The organism is Hyphobacterium marinum, from assembly GCF_036330325.1.
Lineage (GTDB): Bacteria > Pseudomonadota > Alphaproteobacteria > Caulobacterales > Maricaulaceae > Hyphobacterium > Hyphobacterium marinum.
The window spans coordinates 386,470-404,190 of record NZ_JAZDRO010000002.1 but is presented as its reverse complement, the minus strand read 5'-3'; the positions used below and the strand labels follow the sequence as shown (position 1 = coordinate 404,190).

The window sequence follows — 17,721 nt, the reverse complement described above, 5'->3', positions numbered from 1 at the left end:
CGATGCCGGCGTTGTCGCCTTTTGATGACGGACAAAACCGTGTATCGCAGGCCCACCCGCATCCTCGCGGGCAGCTGGCATCTGGGGCCCTCATGGCGCGCGTGGACGTCATTATCGTCAACTACAATGCCGGGGCCTATCTCAAGGCCTGCATCGAGGGCTTGAAACGGCAGGGCCTGTCAGATTTCCGGGCCATCATCGTCGACAATGCGTCCGAGGACGGGTCCATCGCATCGCTCGGCCCGCTCGATGACCGATTCACGCTGATCGCCAACCGGGAAAACACGGGGTTTGCTGCCGCGTGCAACCAGGGAGCCGCGGTCAGCAAATCGCCCTGGATTGCCATGCTCAATCCCGACGCCGTTCCCAATGCGGACTGGCTGGAAACCCTGCTGGCCTGCGCCGAGGAGACCGGGGCAGCGGCTCTCGGCTCTACCCAGATATCAACCGAGGACCGGGGTCTGCTCGACGGGGCCGGGGACGTGTATTCGCCCGTCGGGGTGGCCTGGCGCGGTGGCTTTGGCGCACCGGTTTCTTCGGCTCCGCCGACCGGTGTCTGCTTTGGCCCGTGCGCAGCGGCGGCACTCTACCGCCGCGACGTGTTTGAAGCGATGGACGGGTTTGACGAGAACTTCTTTTGTTACATGGAAGACGTCGACCTGGCGTTCCGGATGCGGCTGGCCGGGCACCAGGCCGTTCAGTGCCGGGAAGCCGTCGTCAAACATGTCGGTTCAGCGATCGCGGGTCGGGCGTCACCCTTCGTCGTATACTATGGTACCCGCAACCGGATCTGGACTTTCCTGAAGAACACACCACCCCTGATGTTCGCGGCGATGCTGGTGCCGCACCTGCTGGTCAATTTCGCTTTCCTGGTGCGCAGTTTCGCGCACCAGCGCAATGGCCCCACGTGGCGCGCCATCCGCGATGCGTTGGCGGCCTGGCCCGAAGTCATGGCGTGGCGCCGTGAGGTTCAGAAAACCCGGGTCGTGACAAGTGCGGGTATCGGCAAGGCAATGACCTGGTCGCCGATCAAGCTGCTGCGCCGGGACCCCGATGTCCGGCCGCTGCCCGGTCAGAGTCCGGAATAATTCCGGTACCAGGACACGAAACGGGACAGCCCGTCTTCGATTCGGGTTGATGGCGCATAACCATAATCGGCCTTGATACGGGTCACATCGGCCGCGGTCCGCGTGACGTCTCCGGCCTGCATCGGAGCCAGTTCCGTGATCGCCTTGCGGCCACAGGCAGCTTCCAGCGCGGTGATGAATTCGGCCAGCGGGCGCGGGTCCGAACCACCGATATTGTAGACGCGATGGGAGCCGGCTGAGGGCGTGTCGTCGACGATCCGCATGGCCGTTTCGATCACGTCGTCGATAAAGGTGAAGTCGCGTTCCATCCGGCCTTCGTTGAACAGCCGGATCGGCTGGCCGCGCAGAATGGCGTCGGTAAAGCTCCAATACGCCATGTCCGGACGGCCCCAGGGTCCATAGACAGTAAAGAAGCGCAGACCCGTCTGCGGGATGTCATAGAGCCGGGAATAGGTCGCGCTGATCAGCTCGTCGGCGCGTTTGGTCGCCGCATAGAGCGAGACCGGCGCATTGACCGGATCGTCCTCGCCGAACGGGGCGTCATCGCGCTCGCCATAGACGGAACTGGAAGAGGCATAAACGAGGTGTTCGACGCTGTCACAATGTCGCGCCGCCTCGAGCACGCTGACATGGCCGACCAGGTTGGACTGGACATAGGCCATGGGATTTTCCAGCGAGTAGCGCACACCGGCCTGGGCTGCGAGGTGCACGATGCGCTGGGGTCGAAACTCCGCCACCATCGTCCGTATGGCGTCGGCGTCAGCGATATCCTGCTCGGCAAAGCGGAACCCGTCCTGTCCTTCAAGCCGGTCCAGCCGGGCGCGTTTCAGGGCCGGGTCGTAGTAGGCGTTGAGATTGTCGACGCCCAGAACTTCATGACCCCGGTCAAGCAGGGCGCGGGTGGCATGCGAGCCGATAAAGCCGGCGGCTCCGGTCAGGAATATCTTCATCGCCGTACCCGCCTATTCCTGACTGCACGCATAGGGTTCGACGGCCTCGACGCGAATGCTGTGCAAATCAACGCTGTTGGCTCCAGCAAGGGCTGAGGGCCAGACCCCGAAGAAGGCATAGCCCGGGTCGCAGTTGGGCGGATAGACCATCACCTCGATTTCCTGGGCATCCGCGGTCAGCGTGTGTTCGCTCCAGCCGCTCTGGCCGATTCCCAGCTGGAACCCCCCCACATGGGTAGTGGCCGCACCGTTCAGATCGGTGGAATTGATCGTGAAGGTCACCCGCAGCACGAAGCCGGCCATGGCTTCCAGCTCATGGGCCTGCAGGGCATCAAACACCCCTGCCGACGCAATATTGGTCGGGTCGCCCAGCTCGCGATCAGCGGTAATCCGCGCAACAAGGCGTCCGCGGGAATCCCGGACCATTTCAAAGCTGAGGCCCGATCCCGCCGCCATGCCGGCCAGGCGATTGCCCTCGATCAGAACGCCATTGTCGCGAACGTCATCGGAGAGCGACTCCCACCGCGATGAGGCAATGATCAACTGCGGCGCGATCATCGCCGCAACGACCAGCGCTGTAAGCAGATAGAAGAACGTATCATTGACGCGCAGGATCATCGCTTCGCTTTGCTTCCTTTGCGGGCGTCCGGCCGGGCGCTGTCCGGCCATTGCGGTTCGGGTCGTCTTTACCTATTGGGAGGGGGGTGTGGAAAGCGCTAATTCGGCGAATTATCAGGACTGCGGGAGGAAAAGCACGTGACGATACGTAAAGCGGTGATCCCGGTGGCCGGTTTCGGCACGCGCGTCTTGCCTGCCAGTAAGGCGATCCCGAAAGAGTTGCTCCCGGTCTTCGACCGGCCCGCAATCGACTGGGTCGTCGCCGAAGCGAAGGCTGCCGGAATCGAGGAGTTCATTTTCGTCACTGCGCGCGGCAAGGGCGCGATCGAGGACTATTTCGACAAGGCCTACGAGCTCGAGACCACGCTCGAACAGCAGGGAAAAACGGATATTCTCGCGGATTTGCGCGCGCGCCTGCCCAAGGCCGGGGCGGCCGCCTTTGTCCGCCAGCAGGCCGCTCTTGGTCTGGGCCACGCGATCGGCTGTGCGCGCAATTTCGTCGGCAATGAGCCTTTCGCCATCATTCTCCCCGATGTGATCGTTACCGGTGAGCCGGGCTGTCTGCGCGAAATGGTCGATGTCTATGAGGCGCGGGGCGGAAACATTCTCGCGGTGGAACAGGTCGCACGCGAGGACATCTCCAAATACGGCATTGTCGATGTCGACGTGTCCGGTTCCGGGGCACCAAAAATCCGCGCTATGGTGGAAAAACCCAAGCCCGAAGACGCTCCGTCCAATCTGGCGATCACTGGGCGCTATATCCTGCAGCCGGAGATTTTCGACCTGATCGAAAACCAGGAGGCCGGTCATGGCGGCGAGCTGCAGCTGACCGATCCGATGGCCCGCCTGATGGACACCCAGGACTTCTTCGCGGTGGAATATTCAGGGCGCAGCTTCGATTGCGGCAACAAGCCGGGCTATTTCGAGGCTTTCGTCGCGCACGCCCTCGCGGACCCCACACATGGTCAGGCGTGCCGGTCCATCCTTATGAAACTGTTGGAGAAATAGGCGTCTCAGGCGCTTTCGGCTTCAACGCAGGCGAGGGCGTCATTGACGAGCTGCCGTGTGGCTTCGGACTCTGAACGCACGACCAGTGCCTGCTCGGGTTCATGCAGGACGTTGATGAAAATGCATTCCTGTGTCGAGGCAGCGATCTGACCGAGCGCTGCGCGCAATTCCCGTTCCGCGGACAGAACGCCGTCCAGATCCGGATACACGTATTTCGACACGATCATCGTTGTGGCCCACCCCGTTAACGATTGTGACTCCCGTCCGGTCTGATTGCAAGGATCGGGCTAAACGGCGTCGCGCTTACGTTTCGCTCATCAAGCTGCGCTAGGGTGCAGGTGGATGGAAATGGATACAGGACCGGGACACGATGACGGCACCGCCCGCCCTTCTTGACGCCGCCGGCCGCTTTCGCGCCTGGATACGCGATGCGGCGCTGCCGGTCTGGGCCGACCGCGGCTGGGATGCGGAACAGGGCGGTTTCCACGAGCGCTTCGATCTGGCCGGTCAGCCCGACCGGGACGCCGTGCGCCGTGTCCGGTCGCAGGCCCGCCAGATCTATGTCTTTGCCCATGGCGAGCATCTCGGCTGGTATCCGGGCGGGGCGGACATTGCCCGCCGCGGCCTCGACTGGCTGGAAGCCCGGGCCTGGGCTCCGGACGGCAATCCGGGCTGGGTAATGAAGTTGAACCCGGATGGCAGCGTCGCCGACCCGACCCGCGATCTCTATGAACAGGCCTTCGCCCTTCTGGCGCTGGCCTGGGTCTATCGCGCAACCGGTGATACCGGCGCGCTGGAGCTTGCCAACAAGACCCTTGCCTATATCGACACCGAGATGGCCCACCCGGCTGGCGGATGGCTGGAGTCGGTGCCGGACCGGGCACCGCCGCGCCGCCAGAACCCCCACATGCACATGTTCGAGGCCTCGCTGGCCCTGTTCGATGCGACCAAGGACCAGGCCTATCTGGATCGGGCCGGATCCATTCTCGCCTTGATGCGCCGGCACTGGATCGCGGAATCCGGTGCCCTGCTTGAACTTTTCGAGAGTGACTGGGAGCGCTTTAGCGGCAAGGGCGGACGCCGGACCGAGCCTGGTCACCAGTACGAGTGGGTCTGGCTGCTCGACCATTTCCGCGAACGCAGTGGCGAGGACGTTTCCGCCGAGATTGCCGGGCTCTACGCCTTTGCGCGCACCTATGGCCGCAATCCGAAGACCGGCCTCATCATGTCGGCCGTGGGAGATGATGGCGCGCCGCTCGATACCAGCGCCCGCACCTGGCAGCAAACCGAACACCTGAAGGCCTCGCTCATTCAGGGCGCGGCGGGACGATCCGGGGCGTGGGACGCCGCCGGCGATGCACTGCACCGCCTGTTCGCCCGCTTCCTGGCACCGGCTCCGGCGGGGTGCTGGATCGACGCCTATGACGGGCAGGGCAAGCCGGATGTGACCGGCATCACGGCGAGCACGCTCTACCACCTCTTTGTTGCGGCGGTTGAGACCAAGCGCATTCTCGGCTCGCGGAATTCCGCGACGAAGGCCGCTTCGCAATGAGCGCGATGACGATCCGTCCGGCGATCCTGTGTGGCGGTTCGGGCGAACGGCTCTGGCCGCTATCGCGCAAGGATAACCCCAAACCCTTCCACAAGCTGGTCACGGGCCGGACCTTGTTTGAAGACACGCTGCTGCGTTCGGCGGGCGAGGGCGACGGTGTTGCATTCTCCGCGCCTCTGATCGTGGCGGGCGAAGCCATTCTCGATCCCGTCACCAAGGGGCTGGCCTCAGCCGGGGTGAAAGCCGAAGCCATCGCGCTGGAGCCTGCCGGCCGAAACACGGCCGCTGCTGCCCTGCTGGCTGCGCGGCTGGCGCAGCAGTCCGATGGAGAGGACGCACTCGTCCTCCTCGCGCCGAGCGACCACCATATCGGCCCGCTCGACGCTTTCAGGCGCAGCGTGGCGAAAGCGGCCAGGCTCGCGGCCGAGGGACGCATCGTCGTCTTCGGCATTGCTCCAACCCGGGCCGAGACGGGTTATGGCTATATCCGTGCGGGCGAAACGCTCGCGGGTGGTTTCATCTTGGAGGCGTTCGAGGAAAAGCCGGACGCGGCAGCGGCTCAGCGCTATCTCGACGCCGGGGACCGTTACTGGAATGCCGGGCTTTTTGCCTTCCGGGCGGACGTTTTGATCGCGGAAATGGCCCGGTTCGAGCCGCAGATTCTCGAATGTGTCGACGCCGCGCTGGCTTTTGTAGAGACCGCAGACGGCGTGGTCCGTCCCGGCCGCGATGGCTTCCTGGCGGCACCCTCACTGCCGCTCGATATCGCGGTCATGGAGCGCACCGACCGCGCGGCCATGGTTCCGGCGGAGTTCGGCTGGAGCGATATCGGCGCGTGGCAATCGCTGGCTGATCTGGCTGAAGGCGATGCGCGCGGCGTGAAACGCCAGGGTGATGCGGTCGCGATCGATTGCGCCGACAGCTATCTGCGCGGCGAAGGCGTCACCGTTGCCGCGCTCGGCGTCTCAGGTCTGACCGTGGTGGCGACGCCGGACGCTGTGCTGGTCGCGGATTCGAACCGCGCGGCTGACATCAAGACGCTTCTCGCGGAACTACGCGAGCAGGGTCTGACCGGCCCGCTCTAGGCCCTGACGGCCGCCACTTCACGCACTACTTGAACTTTCGCCCGTTCAGGCCGATTTTAGCGCCTGCATGACCGAGTCCACCGCCGATCCCGTCGCCGAAGCCACTGAACGGCTGAACCGCGCCCTCTCGCGTGTCGAGATTGCCGTCGGTCGTTTGCGGGACCGCGTGACATCCGCCGGGCATTCCGACAGCGACCGTGCCCGTCTTGCCGAGGAACTCGACGAGGCCCGCGCTCGCGAAGAGGCACTGACCGAGGCCGCCAACGACGCGTCCAAAGCGCTGGCGCTCGCCATCGCCGATCTGCGCGAAGCGGCCCAGGCCGCCGATGACGCTGCCGATACGGAGCGCGACGCCGATGGGTAAGGTCTCGGTTTCGTTGAATGGCCGCGCCTTCACAATCGGCTGCGAAGACGGGCAGGAGCCGTATCTGCGTGAGCTGGCGCGCCATCTCGACGGGCATATCCAGAATCTCTCCGGACAGGTGGGGCAAATCGGTGATTTACGCCTGTTGCTGATGGCCTCGCTGGTCGTGGCCGACGAATTGCGCGAGGCCGAAAAGAAAACCGAAGCACTGGAGGCCCAGGTCGACCGGTTGAAATCCGACGGGATGGGCCAGAACCAGCGTGAGAATGCCGGCCGCGAGCGTGCAGCCAAGGCGATCAACGAAGCCGCGGCGCGCCTTGAACAGCTCGCCACCGAGGCGGGCGCTTGAGCACGGGCGCGCGATACCCCACATATGACCCTGGCGGTATCTGCGCCGTTCGTCAGGGGCCTTCATCCCGGCGACCGTACATCTCCTCAAGGGAACTGCCTCTGGCCGGGATCGAGGTCCCATTCACGCGGTGCCCACCTGACTTGTCGGGTCGATGGGGGTTGTATGGCCCCGACGGCGTGTGTGGAGCCGCCACATGTTTTTGAACTGGCGCAAGTCGCAAGCCCGCAAGGCCGCCCAGAAGCGGCGCCTGATGGCGCATCGCGACGGCGGCAATGCCGCCCACGCGCTTGTCGCCAATTTCCCCGATGAGATCTGGCCGGCCATCGGCTCGGTCGTTTCAGGCTACCGGGCCATCGGCACCGAGATCGATCCCTCCGCCCTTCTGGAAACGTTCCATTGCGAGCAGGTCCGTCTGGCGCTGCCGCGCGTGGTGGGCCGGGGCCAGCCCCTCGATTTTCGGGCATGGGCTCCTGGCGAAACCCTCGAAAAGGGCCAATTGGGTGTCGAGGAACCCTCGCAAGACGCCGAGAAAGCGCGCCCGTCGCTCGTGCTGGTCCCGGCGCTCGCCATCGACCGGCGGGGACACCGGCTGGGCTATGGCGCGGGGTATTACGACCGCACGCTCGCGGGCCTGCGAAAGGCCGGACCGGTCACGGCCGTGGGTCTGTGCTATGACGACCAGATCGTCCGGTCTGTGCCCACCGGCCGTCATGATGTCAGCGTGGATTGGACCGTCACCGAAAAGACGGCATACCGCGCCGGCCAATAGCCCACGACAGGAGTTTTTAACGATGCGCATCGCCTTTTTCGGCGACATTCTCGGCAAGTCGGGCCGAAAGGCTGCAGCCGCACACCTGCCCGGTCTGCGCGAGCGCCTGTCGCTCGACTTCGTGGCGGTGAATGCGGAAAACGCCGCGGGCGGATTCGGCATCACGCGCGGCACGGCAGAAGACTTGTTCGATGCCGGGGCCGATGTGCTCACCCTCGGCAATCATGCTTGGGACCAGTCCGAGGCCCTGACCTATATCGAGCGCGAGCCGCGCCTGTTGCGCCCGGTCAACTACCCGCCCAACACCGCGCCGGGTAAAGGTGCCAATCTCTACCAGACGAAGGACGGACGCTCGGTCCTGGTGATGAATGTCATGGGCCGCCTCTTCATGGATCCGCTGGAAGACCCGTTTGCCGCCGTCGACGAGCAGATTTCCAGCGCCCCGCTGGGCCAGGTGGCCGATGCCATCCTGGTGGACTTTCATGGCGAGGCGACCAGCGAGAAAACGGCGATGGGCTATTTCTGCGACGGGCGGGCGAGCCTCGTTGTCGGCACGCACACCCATGTCCCGACGGCTGACGCCCGCGTCCTGCCGGGCGGAACAGGCTACATCACTGATCTGGGGATGACCGGCGATTACAATTCGATCATTGGCATGGACCCCGAAGAGCCGATGCGGCGCTTCACCACCAAGATGCGCTCCGGACGGTTCCAGCCCGCAGACGGTGAAGCCACGCTGTGCGGCGTCTATGTCGAGACCGACGACAAGACCGGGCTCGCCAAACGCATCGACCCGATCCGTATCGGCGGCAGGCTGGCCGAGGCCGTGCCCGCACTCTGACAGATTTTTACGTCAGGAAGACGTCATCTCTGTTCAAGGTTGATCCTGCCAACCTCACCGCTTCACTCGGAGAGGGGTAATGGACGCCTATTGGGGATATGCCGCCGGGTACGGGCTGGCGCTCGCCGCCGCCTGGGTTCTGATCGTTGCACGACCGGCGCTGCTGGCCGGGCCAGACTTGCCGGAGTTCCGACGGCCCTGGGTCGAGCTGGCCATCTTTATCCTGGGGATCGTTGGAGTCCTGGCCGTGGGGCAGGCTTATGTACGAGGCTGGCTGTTGCCCGAGCCGGGCTTTCTGGCGGGGTTCGCCAATCAGGTTCTGATTTTCCTGCCGGTCCTCCTGATTATCGCGCTACGGCCCTTCCCGCTGCGGACCGGATTTCTCGCCCCGAACCGGATGCTAAGCGGGCTTGTAATCGGTATCGTGCTGGCGGGCATTGCTCTTGCCGCCCACGCGGCGGCGCGTGGCTGGCTTGGCGAATTTGATGCTGTCCTGGCGACCGTCTTTCACCTCGGCAGAGCGCATCATTTCGCGCAGGTCCTGATGGAAGATGTCGCCATCGTTGCACTGGTCACGCGGATCATTGGCGTGTCCGGTCCCCGCACGGCGATTACGCTGGCTGGCGCTCTGTTCGCGGCGGCGCATATCCCCGCCCTGCTGGCTGGCGGAGCCGATCTGGCCGGACTGATAACGCTGGTTCTCGACGCTGGACTGGCGGTCGCGGCGCTCGGGGCGATTCTCGCCACGCGCAATATCTGGTGGTTCTTCCCGGTCCATGCGGTCATGGACATGACCCAGTTCCATATTCCGGCGGTGTGAGGGCTTGGACGCGACGCGCGCAATAGGCTAGACAACGCGCCCTGTTGCGCGTTAACCGCGCGCCTTGAAATTCACCCCAGACCGCAGGAGTTTCGGTTCATGGCCGGGCATTCAAAATGGGCGAACATCCAGCACCGCAAGGGCCGTCAGGACAAGGCGCGGGCCAAGCTGTTCTCCAAACTCTCCAAGGAAGTCACCATCGCCGCCAAGATGGGTGGCCCCGACCCCGACATGAATCCGCGCCTGCGCCTGGCCGTCGCCAACGCCAAGGGCCAGTCCATGCCGAAGGACAATATCCAGCGCGCCATCGACAAGGCGACGGGCGGCGATGTCGAGGCCTATGAGGAAATCCGCTACGAGGGCTTTGGCCCGGGCGGCGTCGGCATCATTGTTGAAGTCTCCACCGACAACCGCAATCGCGCCGCCTCCGACGTACGCGCGGCCTTCACCAAGAATGGCGGAAACATGGGTGAGACCGGCGCGGTCTCCTTCATGTTCGAGCAGGTCGGCGAAATCCGCTACGACCAGACCGTCGCCGACGAGGAAAAGATATTCGAGGCCGCCATCGAGGCCGGAGCCGAGGACGTCCAGCAGGAAGAGGGCGGCGAGGACGAGCCGGGCGAGCACGTCGTCTATTGCGCTCGCGAAGACCTCGGCGACGTGTCCAAGGCGCTTGAAGCCTCCATCGGCGAAGCGAAATCGGCCAACATCATCTGGCGTCCGACCACGTCGACGCCGCTGGAAGGTGAAAAGGTCGCCTCGCTGTTCAAGCTCTTGGAAGCGCTTGAAGACCTCGACGACGTCCAGACCGTCTTCGACAACTCGGAGATTTCCGACGAAGACATGGCCGCCGTCGGCTAGGGGTATGCAGTCCGGCTTCTCCTTCATCGACGCGGTGAATTTTCCGGCTACCGGGCGCACCGGAGATGACCGCTATGGCTTTGACGAGAGCGCCGGAACGGCCTGGGTCGTTGATGGCGCGACCGATGTCGGTACGCGGCGCGTCCTGCCCGCCGAGGCCGAAGAAGCGCAGGGCTTCGTCCAGTATGAAAGCGATGCGGCCTGGTATGCCGAGGCTCTGTCGGAACGCTTCATGCGGGCATCCGAGGCGGGCGAGTCCGCCAAAGCCTATCTCGAACGGGTGATAAGCGATGTCGCCGCACGCGCCGAAGCTGCGGCGCTGACGCCCCTGTCAGAAGAGCCGCGCCACAATTTGCCGAGCGCAGGCGGGATCTGGGCAAGGCGCGACGGTGATGCGGTCGAGTTCGCCATGCTGGGCGATTGTATCGGCATATTGCGCACCGGCGGACAGACCCGCGTCATCGGTAATCTCGACGCCGTAAAGGCCGAGCACGCCACCAATCGCGAACAGCTCGCCCGTCCCGAAGGCAAGGCCGGCGGCTATGCGAGCGCACGGGACGACCGCAACCGGATCAACACCGAGGGCGCGCACTGGGTCTTCTCCATCCACCCCGAAGCCGCCGCCCGCGCCACGGTCGAGCGGGTCCGGATTTCCGGTGAGAGCCATCTCCTCCTGATGAGCGACGGCTTCTTCCGCCTCGTCGAACCTTATCGCCGCTATGACGCAACCCGGTTGATGGACGCCGCCCTGGAAGAGGACGCACTGCTCGACCTCGTCGGTGAGCTGCGCGCGCAGGAAATCAATCCGGAAGACGATGTCCGCATTGGCCGGCTGAAAACCAGTGACGACGCCTGCGCGCTTCTGCTGCGTGTGGACTAGGGGGTGGGCGGAGTGAACCGCGACAGGAAGGGCCGGTCGAGATGGCCGATCCAGAGCGATCCGTCCGCATCCGGGACGACATTGGCGATGAAGCCCATCTCGCCGGTCCCGTCATGCCAGCTGTCGAGATAATTGCCATCCTCGTCCAGCATCAGGATGAAGGCTTTCGGCGTGCCGGACCGCAGCCAGACGAATTCCGGTAGCTTCGTCAGCATGCGCGTCCAGAACGGGTTGCGGTGCAGGAAGCGCAGCAGCGGCACACGCTGTGTGTCCATGGCGATAAAGAGCCGTCCATTTCCGTCCCCCATCAGCCCGTCGGGAATGCCGGGCAGATTGTCGGCGACGATGTCGCGTTCCCCGGCGCGCGGCCCGGCAATCCAGTACCGGTTCAGGCGGTAGCGGAAGGTTTCCAGGAAGAACACCGACTGCCCGTCCGCAGCCATCGCAACGCCATTGGCGTAGTAGAGACCATCGGTCAGCAATGTCGTTTCACCCGTGCCCGGATGGTAGCAGTAAAGCGCCCCGTATGGGCGGTTCTCGGCCATGTCGAGCTGGAAGCTTGGCTCGTCCGTGGCGTTGGGCCAGCGCCAGCTGGATTCGGTGAAAAAGATCAGGCCATCTTCGGCGACATCCAGGTCATTGGCAAAGCCGAAGGGCCGGTCGGCCGGGCCACTGGTGAAAAGCTCGACCTCGCTGGTGTTTACGTCAATTCCATAGAGACCATCTGACGCCGCGGCGGCCAGGCGTCCGTCCTGCATCCACTGCAGGCCGAGCACCGGCTTGTCAGTGACCTGCGCGACCGTTTCGACCCGGGCCGGTGTCACGCCCGTGTCGATGCGGACCAGCCGCCCGTCGCGCTGACCGGTATAAATCGCCCCATCCGGACCAATCGCGATGTCCTCGCTGCTGTCGATCAGGCCTTGGGCGAACCGTTCGGCCGTACTCAAACGGCCGCGCGGTTCGAGGACACCCGTCAGAACAGGCGGTTCGGGTTCATCCCAATAGGCGGGCGACAGCCGCGATGGCCAGCTGAGCCAGAGGAGGAACAGCGCGGCGAGAAAGCCCAGCGTGACGAGGACGGCGCGGATCATGCCGGTGTCCGGCCCTGCGTCAGCAGGGCTCCACCACGCCGTAGCTGAACAGCTTCTCGATCACCTGCAGCGCGTCTTCATCCGACAAGGACGACAAATCGGCCCGGCTGATCGTGCCGCCGTCGAGCAGGGCATTGAGCGCCGGCTCGGCCGCGACCGGGAAAGTCAGCTCGCCGCCAGCGGTGATGACAACGGCGCTCTCCTCGTCTCCGGCAAAGCGCCAGGGAATGGCGCGGCGCAGACGGAATTTGGCCGTCTTGTCGTCGGGTATTCCGCGTCCGGTAATTGTCCCGGAGGTGTCCGGCATCCGCGAGCGGATATAATTGTCGATAAAGAGATCGTACGCGCCATCGAGATCGGCCTCGCGGCTGATCGCATCGATGAGTTTGCGGAACTGTGCGGCGGATTCCGTCCGGTCGAAATCGGGACGGGCATAGCCTGGAGGCAGAGAATTCCGGAACCCCGGCTCGCGCAGCGCGACTTCGGACACCGCTTCCAGGATCAGATCGGCCCAGGTTTTCACGATCAAACCGACCGTGATGTGGAGCGAGTCCGTATCCCCGGCGGTCGAGGCATCGTGCAGCAGGCCGCGCGGGACATAGGCGGCCTCACCGGCCTTCAGGACGAATTCCTCGACCGGGTCGCCAATTTCGTGGACGCCGGCTTCAAAGCCCTCGCCCCGATAGGGCGTGTCGATCGGCGTGTCGTAGAGCCGCCAGGTCTTTTCACCCGCGATCTGCAGAACGAAGACGTCGTGATCATCGTAATGGGTCCGGAAACCCTGCGAATTGGGCGGGGTCAGATAGATATTGGTCTGTACATGGCAGGACAGGACCGTCTCGACCGACCGCGTGAAGTCTTTCAGAGTCGCGTCGAACTGGTGCAGCTGCGGCAGGATCAGCGTCGCGCCATGCCGGTAAAGGTCGGATATCGCTCCCTTGTCCGCCAGGCCGCTGGGGAAAATGAACTGGTCGCGTGACACCGGCGGATCGGATCGCGCCATGTCGACGGACTCCCCGGGGAAGTCGTTGCCGGACACCAGCTCATCGATCCGGGCAATGGACAGGAGCGACGCGAAGCGATCCGCACCCTTGTGCCGGATGACAACGGCCTTTTTCTCATAGGTGTCGTCGAAAAAGGTCTTCGCCGCGTCCGCGCCGATCATGTAGCCGAGCGGGTCGTCCCGCCAGGGTGCGTTACTCATGCCGTGATGTCTCCCGATTCCCCTTGGTATGCCGCGAAAGTCTAACGGCATCCCGCCGCGTCCGCATAGGCCGAATCGCCGCACCGCCCGAGGGGCAGTGCGGCTGTTCTCATGATGTCAGTCTGATGGTCCGGTCAGCAGTGCCGCCCGCGCCCTGCCGGGTCGGCATAACGGCCGACATCGGAATCGGTGCAGTTGCGGCGGCGACCGCCACGTCCGTTACCCACCGGGTCGGCATAGGAACCGGTATCGGAGTCGGTAATTCCGGTATTGCCTCGCCCGCGTCCGCCACGGCCATTTCCGGCCGGATCGGCGTAGCGTCCGGTATCGGCGTCGGTGATGCCCGAACCACCGCGTCCGCGTCCGCCGCGACCCTGTCCGGCCGGGTCGGCGTAGCGGCCGCTGTCGGCATCGGTGATGCCGCCGCCTCGACCGTATCCGGCGGCGTCGGCATAGGCCCCGACATCGCTGTCGGTGATACCGGTATAATAGCCCGTCGATGCACACCCGGTGACGACACCTGCCGCTCCGGTCACGATGGCGGCTCCCCCGACACGTGTCAGGAAGGAACGGCGGCTCAGCTTGCCTTTCTTGGCCATGATGGCCTCCTCTTACTCTACGTCAGTACGGCACCGGACAGGCCGGCGCGTGGGTCTAGCGGTCCGTGCCGCGTCCATAGCCCGCCGGGTCGGACATCGAACCACTGTCCGCATCGGTCAGACCGGTCCGGCGCGAGCGGCGGCCACCCCGGCCGTTTCCAGCCGGGTCGGCCAAGCTGCCGCTGTCGGCGTCGGTGAAACCGGACCGGCGTCCGCGCCCGTTACCCACTGGATCGCTCGGGTCGGAATCGGTGATGCCCGTCCGGCGTCCGCCGCGGCCATTGCCCGCCGGATCGCGATAGGCCCCGGAATCGGAATCGGTAATGCCGCTACGGCCCCGGCCATTTCCGGCCGGATCCCGGTTCGGGCCGCTATCGGAATCAGTCAGACCTGTGCGGCGGCCTCCGCGTCCATTGCCGACCGGGTCATTGGGATCGGAGTCGGTGATGCCGCTATTCCTGCCGCGGCCATATCCGGCGCGGTCGGCATTATAGCCGGAATCGGAATCGGTCCGGCCCGTCCGGCCATAACCGGCGGCGTCGGCATAGCGGCCGCTGTCGGAATCGGTGCGCCCGGTATAATTCTGGGCCTCGGCTCCCCCGGTGACGACACCGGTTGCACCCGCCGCGATGGCGGTCCCGGCAACGCGGTTGAGGAAAGAGCGGCGGCTGAGTTTCCCTTTCTTGGCCATGACGGCCTCCCTTCAAATCAGACCTGCGCCGTCCCGGGGCGCGGACTCCCTCGTCGTCATCAAGCCTAGGGGAGGGGTCGGGGGAGGGTCAAACAAAGACCGTGTAAATGCGAATTATTCTCATAATATTTATTTGAAATGTCATGGAGTCAGACTGTCAGACACCAAGTCGAGCACCGGACACGAAAAAGGGGACGGTGCCAGGCACCATCCCCTTTCGGAATGCTGGGTCTGGAAACGGTGCGGTTAGCCGCGGCCGCGTCCCGCCGGGTCAACACAGCCCGACGTGTCGGAGTCGGTGAAGCCGGTATTGCCGCGACCGTGGCCGCCCGCATCGGCGCACGCGCCGCCGTCGGAGTCGGTCAGGCCGGTGTAGCCGGTGCCGCGGCCAACCGAGTCACGCGGATCGGAATCGGTAATGCCGGTACGGCCATTGCCGGCCGGGTCGCGCGGGTCCGCATCGGAGCGGCCGCGATAAACTGCCGCGCCAGCGACCGAAGCGATTGCACCCGTGGCGGCAACACCGCCCGCGACGCGCATCATGAACGAACGGCGGCTGAGTTTGCCTTTTTTCGCCATTGAATTAGCCCTTTACATAACTGTGCGCGGTGGCCGCGCTCCCCTCGTGTGCGACAAAATGGCCACCGGGGCAGGTCAGGTCAAACAAAGATTGTGAGTTTGCGACCTATTCTCACGGATTTTCGGAGTTTTATTGGCACTTGAGACTTAGTTGCAGAAATTCCACGGGTTTTTCGACAATCCACACGTTCGGCGAGCGCGCGAGGCCTGCATTTCACACCCGTGCCTTGGCGTGGCCGGGAAAAGCACGGTTAAGTGCGGTCCATGGCGGACACGATTCGGATTTTGGGTATCGACCCCGGCTTGCGGCGCACGGGCTGGGGCGTGATCGCAGCCGAGGGAAGCCGGCTGATCCGTGTTGCCCATGGCGTAATCGCCCCGCCGGTCACCGCACCGCTGCCCGAACGCCTGCTGGCTGTCTGCGAAGGCATCGAAGCGGTCATCACCGAGCACGGCCCGGATGAAGCCGCCGCCGAGGAAGTCTTCATGGCGTCGAATGCCGCCAGCGCGTTGAAACTCGGTCATGCCCGGGCGGCGGCGATCCTGGCTCCGGCACGTGCCGGTCTTCCGGTCAGTGAATATGCGGCGCGCCTCGTGAAAAAATCCATCGTCGGGACGGGAAGTGCCGACAAGGCCCAGATCGCGGCGATGATCGAAATTCTCCTGCCCGGCTCAAAAGCCGAGGCCGACGCCGCCGACGCGCTGGCGGTCGCGATCACCCACGCGCATCATCGCCGCGCCAACGGCCTGAAAGGAGCGGCCTGACATGATTGGCAAGCTGAAAGGCCGCATCGACGCGGTTGGATCCGAGGAAGCGCTGATTGACGTCCACGGGGTCGGGTATCTTGTTGGCATGGGCAGCCAGTCACTCGCCCGGCTCTCGCCCGGCGCGGACGCCGAGATCCATATCGAGACCCATGTCCGCGAGGACGCGATCAAGCTCTTCGGTTTCCTCAGCGAGAAGGAACGCGCCTGGTTCGCCCGCCTCCAGATCGTGCAAGGGGTCGGGGCCAAGGCCGCGCTGGCCATTCTCGATGCGCTGGGACCGGGCGAACTGGAGAATGCCGCCGCGCTGGGCGATGCCTCCGCCTTTGGCCGGGCCAAGGGCGTCGGACCGAAACTCGCCGCCCGGCTGGCCACGGAACTGAAGGACAAGCCCCCGCCACTGGGCCGGACCTTCGCCGCAGACTTTCAGCCCACGCCGGCCATCGGCGCGACACCGGTCATCGCCGGGGAAACACAGAACATGGCACGCGAGGACGCCGTCTCGGCGCTGGTCAATCTTGGTTATGGTGAAAGCGATGCGCGCCGCGCCGCCGCTTCCGCCTCCCGCTCCGCCGGAGCGGACGCGGATTCCGGTGCCCTGATCAAGCTGGCCCTGAAGGAACTGGCCCGATGATTTCACGGTCGAAGGTAAGAAGGCTTCCCCCCACCCCGACCCTCCCCCGGCGGGGGAGGGAGTCCGCGCACACATTCTCCCTCCCCTTGAGGCTGAAGCCGGGAGAGAGGCTCCAGTGGAGCCTCGCGTCGGTTTCAGGGCCGGGGTGGGGTGCGCTGGCTGCTGCCTTGTTATTTTCTACCGCCCCCGCACTCGCCGATGAACCGGTCGAACTCACCTTCGTGGCCAATGAAGGCGTGCTCATCCGGCAGGCCGAGACCGCCGTGATGATCGACACGCTGACCTGGAATTCCTATGACGGCACGTATGCGCTGCCGTCCGAGGCCGCCACGCAGGCCATGATCAATGGTGAAGCGCCGTTTGACGGTGTCGATGCGCTCCTCTTCACCCACCTTCATGGCGACCATTCCCACGCCGAAGGCGCGGTCCAGTTCCTGGCGGCAAACAGCGATGCGGTCGTGGCCGCCTCGGTCCAGATCACCGCAGCCATGACGGCCGAGCCGGGCGGCAGCGATGCCGACATCGCCGAGCGCATTATCACGGTGCCGCTGACATCTGACCGCGTGGGGCCGGAAGGCATTCTCCAGACACCTTCGGTCGAAGGCGCGTGGCTTTTCCATCGCGAAGGCGTCGACAACATCACGTGGCATGTCGATATCGGCGGCGTCTCCATCCTCCATCTCGGCGATACCCAGCCGCAGCAGGCAGACTTCTCCGCATGGGCCGAGACCGAGTTCGATGTCATCCTCTATCCGTACTGGTTCGCGCTGATGCCGCGCGGGCAAGCCTTCCTCGCGTCCCGGCCCGAAGCGCGCGCCATCGCCTTCCATATTCCCGCCGCCACGACCGAGCAGCAGATCCGTCAGGCCCTGGGCGACGCGGAATATCTCCACACGGAAGGCGAAACGATTGTCCTGCGCGAGGGGGGAGAGTGAGACACGGGATATTTCCCCCCACCCTGGCCCTCCCC

Annotated in this window: 22 protein-coding genes and 1 other RNA gene; 15 read left to right on the top strand and 8 right to left on the bottom strand. The window is 64.7% G+C overall.

The window, feature by feature from the left end:
• The first annotated feature begins 92 nt into the window (after positions 1-92).
• A complete protein-coding gene (locus tag V0U35_RS07075) occupies positions 93-1,088 on the top strand; it encodes a glycosyltransferase family 2 protein (protein WP_330195981.1) in 996 nt (331 codons plus the stop codon).
• Here the strand turns inward: V0U35_RS07075 and V0U35_RS07070 are convergent.
• Together V0U35_RS07070 and V0U35_RS07065 are read right to left on the bottom strand one after the other, a co-directional pair.
• Positions 1,073-2,038: an NAD-dependent epimerase/dehydratase family protein gene (locus V0U35_RS07070; RefSeq protein ID WP_330195980.1), complete on the bottom strand. Its 966-nt coding sequence runs from the start codon at positions 2,036-2,038 to the stop codon at positions 1,073-1,075. The two genes, V0U35_RS07075 and V0U35_RS07070, sit on opposite strands and share 16 nt — an antisense overlap.
• Positions 2,039-2,050: 12 nt before the next feature.
• On the bottom strand, positions 2,051-2,656 hold the full coding sequence (locus V0U35_RS07065; protein ID WP_330195979.1) for a hypothetical protein: 606 nt from the start codon (positions 2,654-2,656) through the stop codon (positions 2,051-2,053).
• Between the two features lie 138 nt (positions 2,657-2,794).
• Here V0U35_RS07065 and galU point away from each other — a divergent pair, with 138 nt between their 5' ends.
• Positions 2,795-3,664, top strand: a complete 870-nt coding sequence (galU, locus tag V0U35_RS07060; RefSeq protein WP_330195978.1) for a UTP--glucose-1-phosphate uridylyltransferase GalU — start codon at positions 2,795-2,797, stop codon at positions 3,662-3,664.
• A 5-nt stretch (positions 3,665-3,669) separates the two neighbouring features.
• Here the strand turns inward: galU and V0U35_RS07055 are convergent, their stop codons facing one another.
• Positions 3,670-3,891 (bottom strand): hypothetical protein, encoded by a 222-nt coding sequence (locus tag V0U35_RS07055; protein ID WP_330195977.1) that lies wholly within the window; start codon positions 3,889-3,891, stop codon positions 3,670-3,672.
• Positions 3,892-4,034: 143 nt separating this feature from the next.
• On the opposite strand from V0U35_RS07055, the gene V0U35_RS07050 reads away from it, so the two are divergent.
• The 10 genes from V0U35_RS07050 to V0U35_RS07005 all read left to right on the top strand — a co-directional run bounded on the left by V0U35_RS07050 (position 4,035) and on the right by V0U35_RS07005 (position 11,188).
• A complete protein-coding gene (locus V0U35_RS07050; protein ID WP_330195976.1) occupies positions 4,035-5,216 on the top strand; it encodes an AGE family epimerase/isomerase in 1,182 nt (393 codons plus the stop codon).
• Positions 5,213-6,301 carry a mannose-1-phosphate guanylyltransferase gene (locus V0U35_RS07045; protein WP_330195975.1) on the top strand — a complete coding sequence of 363 codons (1,089 nt, stop codon included), beginning with the start codon at positions 5,213-5,215 and terminating at the stop codon, positions 6,299-6,301. The genes V0U35_RS07050 and V0U35_RS07045 overlap by 4 nt, the downstream gene beginning before the upstream one ends.
• A gap of 67 nt (positions 6,302-6,368) precedes the next feature.
• Positions 6,369-6,665, top strand: coding sequence for a DUF4164 family protein (locus tag V0U35_RS07040; RefSeq protein WP_330195974.1), 297 nt, complete (start codon positions 6,369-6,371; stop codon positions 6,663-6,665).
• Positions 6,658-7,014, top strand: coding sequence for a cell division protein ZapA (locus tag V0U35_RS07035; protein ID WP_330195973.1), 357 nt, complete (start codon positions 6,658-6,660; stop codon positions 7,012-7,014). The genes V0U35_RS07040 and V0U35_RS07035 overlap by 8 nt, the downstream gene beginning before the upstream one ends.
• A 34-nt stretch (positions 7,015-7,048) precedes the next feature.
• Positions 7,049-7,208, top strand: a non-coding RNA gene (gene ssrS / locus V0U35_RS07030) — 6S RNA.
• A gap of 2 nt (positions 7,209-7,210) precedes the next feature.
• Complete coding sequence (locus V0U35_RS07025) at positions 7,211-7,786, top strand: 5-formyltetrahydrofolate cyclo-ligase (protein ID WP_330195972.1); 576 nt, start codon at positions 7,211-7,213, stop codon at positions 7,784-7,786.
• 22 nt (positions 7,787-7,808) lie between these two features.
• Positions 7,809-8,627, top strand: coding sequence for a TIGR00282 family metallophosphoesterase (locus tag V0U35_RS07020; protein ID WP_330195971.1), 819 nt, complete (start codon positions 7,809-7,811; stop codon positions 8,625-8,627).
• Positions 8,628-8,706: 79 nt separating this feature from the next.
• On the top strand, positions 8,707-9,447 hold the full coding sequence (locus V0U35_RS07015; protein ID WP_330195970.1) for a hypothetical protein: 741 nt from the start codon (positions 8,707-8,709) through the stop codon (positions 9,445-9,447).
• A gap of 99 nt (positions 9,448-9,546) precedes the next feature.
• Positions 9,547-10,308: a YebC/PmpR family DNA-binding transcriptional regulator gene (locus tag V0U35_RS07010; RefSeq protein ID WP_330195969.1), complete on the top strand. Its 762-nt coding sequence runs from the start codon at positions 9,547-9,549 to the stop codon at positions 10,306-10,308.
• A gap of 4 nt (positions 10,309-10,312) precedes the next feature.
• The gene (locus tag V0U35_RS07005; RefSeq protein ID WP_330195968.1) at positions 10,313-11,188 is read left to right on the top strand and encodes a hypothetical protein; all 876 of its coding nucleotides are present in this window, start codon (positions 10,313-10,315) and stop codon (positions 11,186-11,188) included.
• Here the strand turns inward: V0U35_RS07005 and V0U35_RS07000 are convergent.
• From V0U35_RS07000 to V0U35_RS06980, 5 genes are all read right to left on the bottom strand, one after another.
• Entirely contained in the window at positions 11,185-12,279 is a 1,095-nt protein-coding gene (locus V0U35_RS07000) for an SMP-30/gluconolactonase/LRE family protein (protein WP_330195967.1), read from the bottom strand. The genes V0U35_RS07005 and V0U35_RS07000 overlap by 4 nt on opposite strands.
• Positions 12,280-12,298: 19 nt before the next feature.
• Positions 12,299-13,483, bottom strand: a complete 1,185-nt coding sequence (locus tag V0U35_RS06995; RefSeq protein ID WP_330195966.1) for a cupin domain-containing protein — start codon at positions 13,481-13,483, stop codon at positions 12,299-12,301.
• Between the two features lie 134 nt (positions 13,484-13,617).
• Positions 13,618-14,082, bottom strand: coding sequence for a hypothetical protein (locus V0U35_RS06990; protein ID WP_330195965.1), 465 nt, complete (start codon positions 14,080-14,082; stop codon positions 13,618-13,620).
• A gap of 55 nt (positions 14,083-14,137) precedes the next feature.
• The gene (locus tag V0U35_RS06985) at positions 14,138-14,773 is read right to left on the bottom strand and encodes a hypothetical protein (protein ID WP_330195964.1); all 636 of its coding nucleotides are present in this window, start codon (positions 14,771-14,773) and stop codon (positions 14,138-14,140) included.
• A 246-nt stretch (positions 14,774-15,019) separates the two neighbouring features.
• Positions 15,020-15,352 carry a hypothetical protein gene (locus V0U35_RS06980; protein WP_330195963.1) on the bottom strand — a complete coding sequence of 111 codons (333 nt, stop codon included), beginning with the start codon at positions 15,350-15,352 and terminating at the stop codon, positions 15,020-15,022.
• Positions 15,353-15,616: 264 nt separating this feature from the next.
• On the opposite strand from V0U35_RS06980, the gene ruvC reads away from it, so the two are divergent.
• From ruvC to V0U35_RS06965, 3 genes are all read left to right on the top strand, one after another.
• Complete coding sequence (gene ruvC, locus V0U35_RS06975; protein ID WP_330195962.1) at positions 15,617-16,117, top strand: crossover junction endodeoxyribonuclease RuvC; 501 nt, start codon at positions 15,617-15,619, stop codon at positions 16,115-16,117.
• 1 nt (position 16,118) lies between these two features.
• Entirely contained in the window at positions 16,119-16,751 is a 633-nt protein-coding gene (gene ruvA / locus V0U35_RS06970) for a Holliday junction branch migration protein RuvA (protein ID WP_330195961.1), read from the top strand.
• 167 nt (positions 16,752-16,918) lie between these two features.
• Complete coding sequence (locus V0U35_RS06965) at positions 16,919-17,686, top strand: MBL fold metallo-hydrolase (protein WP_330195960.1); 768 nt, start codon at positions 16,919-16,921, stop codon at positions 17,684-17,686.
• Positions 17,687-17,721 lie beyond the last annotated feature (35 nt).